6 protein-coding genes are annotated in these 8,029 nt (G+C 72.4%); all 6 read right to left on the reverse strand.

All coding sequences use genetic code 11. The features are described from left to right. Positions 1–772: 772 nt before the first annotated feature. The 6 genes from ABZ783_RS37185 to ABZ783_RS37210 are packed head-to-tail and all read right to left on the reverse strand — an operon-like array spanning position 773 to position 7,939. The gene (locus ABZ783_RS37185) at positions 773–1,510 is read right to left on the reverse strand and encodes an FHA domain-containing protein (RefSeq protein WP_357447863.1); all 738 of its coding nucleotides are present in this window, start codon (positions 1,508–1,510) and stop codon (positions 773–775) included. Positions 1,511–1,523: 13 nt separating this feature from the next. Further along, entirely contained in the window at positions 1,524–2,816 is a 1,293-nt protein-coding gene (locus ABZ783_RS37190) for a VWA domain-containing protein (protein ID WP_357447866.1), read from the reverse strand. Beyond that, positions 2,813–3,844 (reverse strand): protein phosphatase 2C domain-containing protein, encoded by a 1,032-nt coding sequence (locus tag ABZ783_RS37195; RefSeq protein ID WP_357447869.1) that lies wholly within the window; start codon positions 3,842–3,844, stop codon positions 2,813–2,815. The genes ABZ783_RS37190 and ABZ783_RS37195 overlap by 4 nt, the downstream gene beginning before the upstream one ends. Then, positions 3,841–6,132, reverse strand: a complete 2,292-nt coding sequence (locus tag ABZ783_RS37200) for a tetratricopeptide repeat protein (RefSeq protein WP_357447872.1) — start codon at positions 6,130–6,132, stop codon at positions 3,841–3,843. Before ABZ783_RS37200 ends, ABZ783_RS37195 begins: the two co-directional genes overlap by 4 nt. After that, on the reverse strand, positions 6,129–7,361 hold the full coding sequence (locus ABZ783_RS37205) for a hypothetical protein (RefSeq protein ID WP_357447875.1): 1,233 nt from the start codon (positions 7,359–7,361) through the stop codon (positions 6,129–6,131). The genes ABZ783_RS37200 and ABZ783_RS37205 overlap by 4 nt, the downstream gene beginning before the upstream one ends. A 5-nt stretch (positions 7,362–7,366) precedes the next feature. Next, positions 7,367–7,939, reverse strand: coding sequence for a glutamate ABC transporter substrate-binding protein (locus tag ABZ783_RS37210; RefSeq protein WP_357447878.1), 573 nt, complete (start codon positions 7,937–7,939; stop codon positions 7,367–7,369). Between the last annotated feature and the right edge of the window lie 90 nt (positions 7,940–8,029).

The raw sequence follows: 8,029 nt of genomic DNA on the forward strand, positions 1-8,029 counted from the left end.
ACGCGCCCTCGGACACCCGATCCGGCGACGGACGACACCGCCCCCCGACGACCAGAGCGATCGCCGCGGGCATCGGAGCGCCCAGGCCGAACCTGATGCCCGAGGGCGCGAGGGAACCCGCCCCCACATTCCCGGACCACGGACACGATCCGATGGAGCCGGACGCGGAGCGAACGCGGGAAACCAGTGTGCCCAACACCGTTCGGGGCACGCGACTGAGCCTGTGCAACCCATGCTCAGTCTTTAGGAACGGTTCAATTACATCGGCCGTCGCTTCTGGTCCTCTGAACATCCGCTAAGTAGCCGCGATCCGGGCGCTAGCCCACGTCCACCGATTACTCATCGTGAGTAGCGGGCCTGGGTCGTCGGGCCGGCCGCCATCGCAGCGTCCCGAATGCTTCGCGCCCCCGACCTCTGCACATTTGCCGTACCCGACTCTGCACCGGAATCCGTACGCCGACACCGCGCCCCGCGCCCGGGCGACGCAGGGCACCCTCCCCCGCCAGGCCTCACGGTCAGGCGGGCAAGCGTCCGGAGGGGCATGCACCAGCGGATCGGAGGCTGCCCCGCGCAGCCCACCGGCACCAGGGCGTGAACAACTATCAGCACACCGGCCACCGGCCACGGGGAGCCGCCCTGGGCGCAGGATTCCACCTGAGTGCCCACGCGGCCCCGCCACGATGGGAAACGATCCCGGAAACTAAATCCGACTCAGGATCGCTGAGCTGATCTGAGACGGCTCGACACAACGAACGCAGGTCTCAAGATCAGGTTAGGCGGGGCGGATGGACAGACAGGTCCAAGCGCCGACGAAGACGCGGTCACCGGCGGCGATCGGCACCGGGGTCTCGGCCGGGACCGGTGCCGAGTGCGGGTCGTTGAGGTACGTGCCGTTGGATGAGCCGAGGTCGACCACCGCCCAACCGTCGGGCTGCAGGACGAGGAGCGCGTGGGTGTGTGAGACGCCTGGGTCCTCCGGTGGGCCGCTGAGGTCGATGTCGGGGTGTATGCCCCGGGACCGGCTGGATCGTCCGATCAGTAGCTGCTGGCCCACCAACGGGAATCGGCGCTCGGCGGCGAATCGAGGAAAGGTCAGCGCGTCGGCGTCCTCGCCGCCCATGCCGAGGACCGCGTCGAAGTAGCCGCGGTCGGTGCCTACCACGACGACCAGCGCCGCCGGCGTGGCCGGGGATGGCGGTCCGGCAGCCGTCTCACGGCCCGCCGCGGGGACGGCGGCACCAGTGGGCGAGGTGGACGGACTCGTCGCGGTCACCGGCGGGGCGAGCAGGAAGTCGTAGCCGTCCTCCTCGCAGAAGCGGCCAGTGCGGGGCGTATTGCAGACCGGGCACGGCGTGCCGGCGACGGGATCCGCGGGCGGGGCGGCCGGCGCCACGGCCGGCGGGGCTACGGCGGCCGGCGGAGCGGGCGTCGAGGTGCCGGGCATCGGGGCGCCGCACTGGTCGCAGTAGTCGGCGGTCGTCGATTCGTGTCCTTTGGGGCAGGTGGCCATCGTGTCGCTCCCGTCAGGCCTGGGTCTTCTTCACCCGGATGGTCTTCACCGACCGCACGTTGGTCAGCTCGGCGTCCACTCCGGCCACCTGCTTCTTGAGTCGGACCGTGCCGGTCGGCGCGTCGACCACGTCCACCACCCGGGCCAGCAGCTTGGCGGTGTCGACGTGGCCGGACTCGGTGGCCAACTGGACCGCCCGGCCGAGCTTTGCGGTGGCGGTTTCTACGTCGCCGGCGTCCCGGGCCTTCAGCCCGTCCTGAATCGCGGCGGCCAGCTCGGCCTGGCCGGTGTAGTGCGCCACCTGCCGGTTGATCCGGGTGGAAAGCTCCTCGTCGTCAGTCCACCGGGCCAGCACGAGTCGCTCGGTGAGCACCTGAGCGGCGCTGACCAGGCTGACCCGGGCGGCGAGCAGCTCCTCCCCCACCGGTTGTGGCTCCAGTTCGACCGAGATGTGATAGTCCCGGCTCTCGGCGCCCCAGGCGCCGGTCGGATAGTCGCCGATGCGGGCGCTGACCTCGGTGCGCCGGCCAGTGAGGTCCTCGACCTGCGGGAAGACCTGTTTGACGAAGCGGATCCTGGCGCCCGTCGGACTCCACACCCGCAGCGACACGTCAGCGACCGATTTGCCCATCGCGGACGCGGTCATCGCCTGGAACGCCGCCGGCAGGTCGGCCGGATCCTCCAGCCCGTCTGCGGTGCCGAGCAGGGTGGACGCTACTTTCCGCAGCTCGTCGGCGACCCAGTCGGCGCCGACGCCTCGGCTGTCGCAGATGAACCGGCCCTCGCAGGCGTCCAGCACCCGCTGCAGGTCCTCCGGCCGCTCATGCTGGTTCTGCCCGTCTGTGAGCAGGATGGCGTGCTTCACTTCGGCCGGCTGGCCGGCGAACAGGTGATTGGCGAGGTTGAGCCAGGCGCCGATGGCGGTTCCGCCTTCGGCTCGCAGCCCGGCCACCGCCGACTTGGCCTGCGCCCGGGTTTGTGGGGAGGCGGGCACCATCCCCGGCTGCGGCGGGTAGACCATCCAGGCTTGCGCCGAGCCGGCGACGACCGCGAAGGCCACGCCGTCGCGGAGGGTGTCGATGGCGACCGCGGTGGCCCGCTTCGCCTGCTGGATCTTCGAGGGGGGTGCGGTCATCGAACCGGAGGTGTCGATCATGATCACTTGCGCCGCGGTGACCGGTCCGGCGGTGCCCCGCAGGTTCGCGCCGGAGGCCGTGACGGTGACGATCGCGTCGACGATCCGTCGTCCCATCGGTAGGTATTCGTTCTGGTCGACCTCGGCGACGAACTCGGGTTGTCCGCTCATGCCGGTGTTCCTCCTGTCTCGGTTACCGGAAACGGCAGTATGGCGACCGCCACGTTGTCGTGGCCGCCGCCCTCCAGTGCCAGCCTGGTCAGGCCTTGCGCCACTGCCAGGGGTGTCGGCGGGAGGCCGGACACCGCCGCGGCCAGGTCGTTCGCACCCGGCAGATAGTGGTGCAGGCCGTCGGAGCAGACCACGACCTGGCCGGGACCGGTCGGGCGCAGGGTGATGACCTGGGCGTCCTCGTCGTCGCCGTCCACACCGAGCCAGCGGATCAGGGCCGGGGACCGGGGATCCTCCTCGGCCAGCGCCGCTGGCACCGGCCGGCCAGCGGCCACGCGGGCCCGCAACGAGTCGTCGAGGGTCAACAGCGCCTCGTTCGGCCCGAGCCAGTAGGCCCGGCTGTCGCCGATCCAGCTCACCGTCACCGCGTCCCTGGTGACGATCGCGGAGACGTACGTGCAGCTGGGCGGGGTGTCGCGATCCTCGGGTCCGGCGGCGCCCCGGGCCGCGGCGGCCGCTGCCCGGGCGCCTCGTCGGCCGGCCTCGGCCGGGTCCGCGCCGCCGTGCAGGGCGTCCAGCAGCTCTACGATGGCCGACTCCACTGCGGCGGTGGCGGCGGTGTCGGCGCGGGTCGAGGTGGAGACGCCGTCGCAGACCACTGCGACGGTGGCGCCGGCGACTCGTCCGATCGCCACCGCGTCCTCGTTGCGTGGTCGGCGGGCCCGGTCCGTCACTGCCGCAAGGTCGCCGAGGTCGAGCTCGGCGTGGTCGCGGCCGAGCGGGCGTCGGCGGCCGCACGAGTCGCAGTATCCGCCGCCTGGCACCTGGGCGCCGCACCCGCCGCAGTCGCCCTCGGTCGCCCGGGAGGACAACCATGGTGCGACCGGGGCGGTGCCGGATCTCGGGGCTGGCAGCGGGGCTGCGGTAGCCGCCTCTTCGCGGGTGCGCAGGTTGCGCCCGCATACCTCACAGAAGCGGTCTGCCGGATCGCCGGCCGGGCCGTGCTCGGGGCAAGACGGGGCCGTCATGTCAGTGTCCTCGGCCGGACGGCGTTGGCTCGGTCGACCAGTGCGATACGGGTAGGCGGGTCGGCGGCGAGCTGCGCCAGGGTGCGGTAGGCGCGTTCGAGGCCCAGCCTCAGCCCCTTTTCGTGCGGTCCGTGTCCGAGGACCCGGGCGTCCGGCGGCAGGGTATGCCCGGCGGTGACCCAGGCGACGGCCGCCTCGAGCATTTCCACTGTCAACCGAGCCTGCCGCTCGACGTCCAACCCGAGCCGCTGCAGCCGGTCGGAGGCGGCCAGCAGTTCGCCGGCGCCGGCGGGAAACCCCTCGGCCGGTAGGTTGGCCCGGACCGCGGCCACTTGGGCGGCGATGTGGTGGCTGGAGTTCTCCGGCACCTGGTCGAGGACGCGCAACGCGGGGACTCGGCCGCCCTTGACAAGCTGGAGCCGGGCCAGCGCGAAGGCGGCGCTGATGAAGCCGTGGTCGCACCGCCAGACCCGGTCGTACAGCCGCTCGGCGAGTTCTGGGTCCCCGGTGCTCTCCACTGCGGCGGCCAGCGCCAGCCGGGCGGCCGGCTCGCCGGGCAGTTGGTCGTAGACGGCGTCGAAGGCCACCCGGGCGTCTCCGGGCCGGTTGGCGGCCAGGGCGGCGAGGCCGCGGTACCAGTCGATCCGCCAGTCGAACGGGTCGTCGGCGTAGAGCCGGTCGAGGTCTGCGGCAGCGCCGGCCAGGTCGCCGCCGTCGATCCGGGCCCGCACGATGCGCAGCGCCACCTCGACGCTGCGCACCGGGGCGTTGCGCAACTGCGCGATCAGCTCACCTGGGGCGGTCGCCGTCAGCGTGGTGAGGAAGCCGGTGCCCGGGTCGAGGATGTCCACCTGCGGCAGCGGCAACGCCGCGGCGACCTCCGCCGGGTCGAGCCGCCGGGCGATGGCGGTCACGCCCACCTCGCCAGCACCGGTGCCGAACGCCCGCCGTTCCGGGGTGAACTGCCGGGACACCGCCGGCCGGGGCACGCCGTCGGCGGCCGACAGCGTCTCCCGCAGCACCCCGAGGAGCTGTTCGCTCATTTCGGTCGCCGACTGGAAGCGCCGGTCCGGATCGAGGTGGGTGGCCCGGCGCAGGAGCCGGTCGTACGACTCCTCGCGGCCCAGCAAGGGCACCTCTGAGCGGTCCGGCAGCCGGTCGGCGTAGGTGCTGGCGAAGCCGCGGAAGTCGAAGCTCAGCACCGCGAGGGTCCGGCCGACGGTGTAGAGGTCGGCCGTCACCGACGGCCCCACCTCGGCGACCTCCGGCGCCTGGTAGCCGGGTGTGCCGTAGACCGCGCTCACCTCGTCGTCGACGTGCCGGACCGCACCGAGGTCGATCAGTTTGAGCTGTTCCTCGGCGTGGATGACGTTGTCCGGCTTGAAGTCGCAGAACAGCAGGTTGCGGTCATGCAGATAGCCCAGGGCGGGCAGGATCTCGACGCCGTAGGCGATCACCTCGGGCAGCGGCAGTGCGCGCTCGCCGGTGGCCGCTCGGCGGCTGACCAGCATGTCCCGCAGCGACTGGCCGCCGACGTACTCCATGACGATGTAGCCGACCGGCACGCCGGTCTTCGGGTCGGGATGCTGCACGAAATCGTGGATCTTGACGATGCTCGGATGGTCGATCTCCACCAGATAGCGCCGCTCGGTCACCGCGGCGGCCATCGCGTCCGGGTCACTGGTGTTGATCAGCCCCTTGAGGACCACCCAGCGGTCGCTGACGGTGTCGCTGACGTTCTTGTCCCGAGCCAGATAGATCCACCCCAGCCCGCCGTAGGCGAGCGCGCCGAGCACCTCGTACCGGTCGTCGACCACGTCGCCACGGCCGAGGCGGGGCAGGAAGGAGAACGGGGTGCCGCAGTGGGGGCAGAAGCCTTCGGCGCGGCCCGGGGCGCCGTCTCGTCCCCGGCCGACCGGCTTGTCGCACGCGACGCAGTACCGGCGGGATTCGGCCACCGTCGGCTCGGCCATCACCGCGCTGGCCGGGTCGCGTAGCGGGACGCGGGGCAGTTCGATCAGACCGGCGCCGAGGCCACCGCGGGTGGTCCCACGGCTGCGGCTGGAGCCCCGTGAACCGGTGCGCACCGAACCGCCGCGCGTGCTCACCGGGGTCGAGGCGACGGAGGCGAGTGCCGGTGCCGCGCCCGGCCCGGACCGCGGCGGCCCGGCACCGGGGGTCGGCTGCGTCGGCAGGACCCCGGCCGGGGCCTTGCGCCCGCACTCGTCGCAGTAGCCCTCCGGCCCGTAGCTGCCGGTGCAGTCGGGTCGTACGCACCGCTGGCTCATGTCGTCCCCCGCTCGCTGAGGTCGTTGAGATACCGCTGATACGCGGACAGGGCCCGGGTCGCCGCGGGCAGATCGCACGGGCTGGAGTAGAGAAGGTCCTCGGCGGCACGGTGCCGGCGGGACAGCTCGGTGTGCTCGGCGAAGCCGAGCCGGGCCGCCTTGGCCCGGTAGGCGGCGAGGCGGCCGCGCAGCTCGGCGCGCCGCTCCAGAAGACCGTCCGCGGCATCCCGCAGCCCGGCGGCCCGCTCGACCGCCGCCGCCGCGGCCCGCTCCGCCGCCGCCAGCTCATCGGCCAGTCGGCTCCACCGCCGCTCCCGGTGAAGTTGGTCGAGCTGCGCCAGCTGGGCCCGAAGCGCGGGGGTGGCATCCGGAACCGCGGGCAGCCCGGTGTTGGCAATCTTCTCCTCGGTGGCAGCGCAGGCCCGGGCCGCCGCCTCCTCGCCGGCCTCGACCTCAACAATCGTGGCGCGCAGCCGCTCCGCCCGTCGCGGATAGCCGTCGCGCAGACCGACCAACGCGTCGACCTCGCCGGCCACCGTCGCGGTCTCGGCGGCCAGCTCACGCAGCCGGGTATCCAGCGCGGTGGCGGCGGGGCCACCGCCCGGCGCCACCGCCAGCGGATCGCCGGACGCCTCCCGATACGCGTCCGCGAGCCGCTCGCCGAGCCGATCCAGGGCGGCGGTGGGCACCCCGTCCGGCCCGAGCGCGTCGACGGCCGCCCGCAGCCGGGTCAACGCCTCGCTGGGCGGCCCGAACCGGACGGCCAGCACCGAGGCGGCCTCATCCAGGACGGACAACCGGTCGATGGCGTCGGTACTGCCGGTTTCCAGCTGACGGGCGAGCTCCATCAGCGGCAGCCGGACGGCCCCCGGCGGCGCATCGTCGAGAACCATTCCGTCCGCGCCGACCGGGACCACCGGGGCACGCAGCAACCAGGTGAGCTTGGCCAACTCCTCGTCACCGGGCCGGGATTGTTGCCCCCGCAGGGTCCGGAGCTGGTCCAGGAGCGCCCCGAGCGCGGTGAACCGGGACCAGAGCGCGTCAAGCTGGGCGGCCAGGTCGGCGACGTACCGCTCGGTCCGTCCGGTCAGGCCGGGCAGCCGGGCCGTCGCAAGGCCCGGGTGATTGTCCAGGGCGTACATGGCCGCGGAGATCCGGTCGTGGGCTGCGCCCAGCGCGACGATGGCCACGTCGACCTCGTCACGGCTCAGCGGAACCGGTGCGGTCATGCCGGTCAGTCCCGGTATCGGGCCGTCGGCGGTTGTGGAGCCGGGCCAAGCGCGGCGAGCCACCGCGTGTAGAGCCGAGTCCAGGTGCCGTCCGCCCGCAACTGGGCCAGGACCCCGTTGACGAATCTGACCAGGTCGGTGGCGTCCCGGTTGATGCCGATCCCGTACGGCTCGTCGCTGAACCGTGGCCCAACCACGACGGTGTTGGGGTCCTGCGCGGCCAGCCCGGCCAGAATGCTGTCGTCGGTGGAGACGGCGGCGACCTGGTTCTGCTGGAGCATCACCAAACAGTCGGTCCAGTCCGGCACTCCGACGGGCAGTGGCTTGGCCGGTGCGGCAGCGACATTGCGGATGGACGTGCTGCCGATCGCCGAGCAGACCTTCTGGCCACCCAGGTCGGCGATGCTACGCACCGGCGACCCTCGGCGCACCAGGATCCGCTGGCCGGCGGTGAAATATTCGGTGGAGAAGTTGACCTTCTGCCACCGTTCGCAGTTCATCGTCATGGTCTGTACGACGATGTCGACCGTCCCGTCCTGCAGGGACGGGATCCGCGACGCCGAGTTCGTTGCCGTCAACTACCCGCCCATGAATGGGCGGGCTTGCGGGTCACTCGCCCTCGCTGGTTGCGAGGTTAGGCCGCGTGCGGGCGATTGACTGCGCCCCAG

Origin of the sequence: Micromonospora sp. NPDC047738 (assembly GCF_040642675.1) — a bacterium.
GTDB lineage: Bacteria > Actinomycetota > Actinomycetes > Mycobacteriales > Micromonosporaceae > Micromonospora.

Excerpts from the sequence above, each read along its gene's own strand:
- ABZ783_RS37185 (WP_357447863.1), bottom strand. The coding sequence starts at position 1,510 with ATGGCCACCTGCCCCAAAGGACACGAATCGACGACCGCCGACTACTGC.
- ABZ783_RS37190 (WP_357447866.1), bottom strand. The coding sequence starts at position 2,816 with ATGAGCGGACAACCCGAGTTCGTCGCCGAGGTCGACCAGAACGAATAC.
- ABZ783_RS37195 (WP_357447869.1), bottom strand. The coding sequence starts at position 3,844 with ATGACGGCCCCGTCTTGCCCCGAGCACGGCCCGGCCGGCGATCCGGCA.
- ABZ783_RS37200 (WP_357447872.1), bottom strand. The coding sequence starts at position 6,132 with ATGAGCCAGCGGTGCGTACGACCCGACTGCACCGGCAGCTACGGGCCG.
- ABZ783_RS37205 (WP_357447875.1), bottom strand. The coding sequence starts at position 7,361 with ATGACCGCACCGGTTCCGCTGAGCCGTGACGAGGTCGACGTGGCCATC.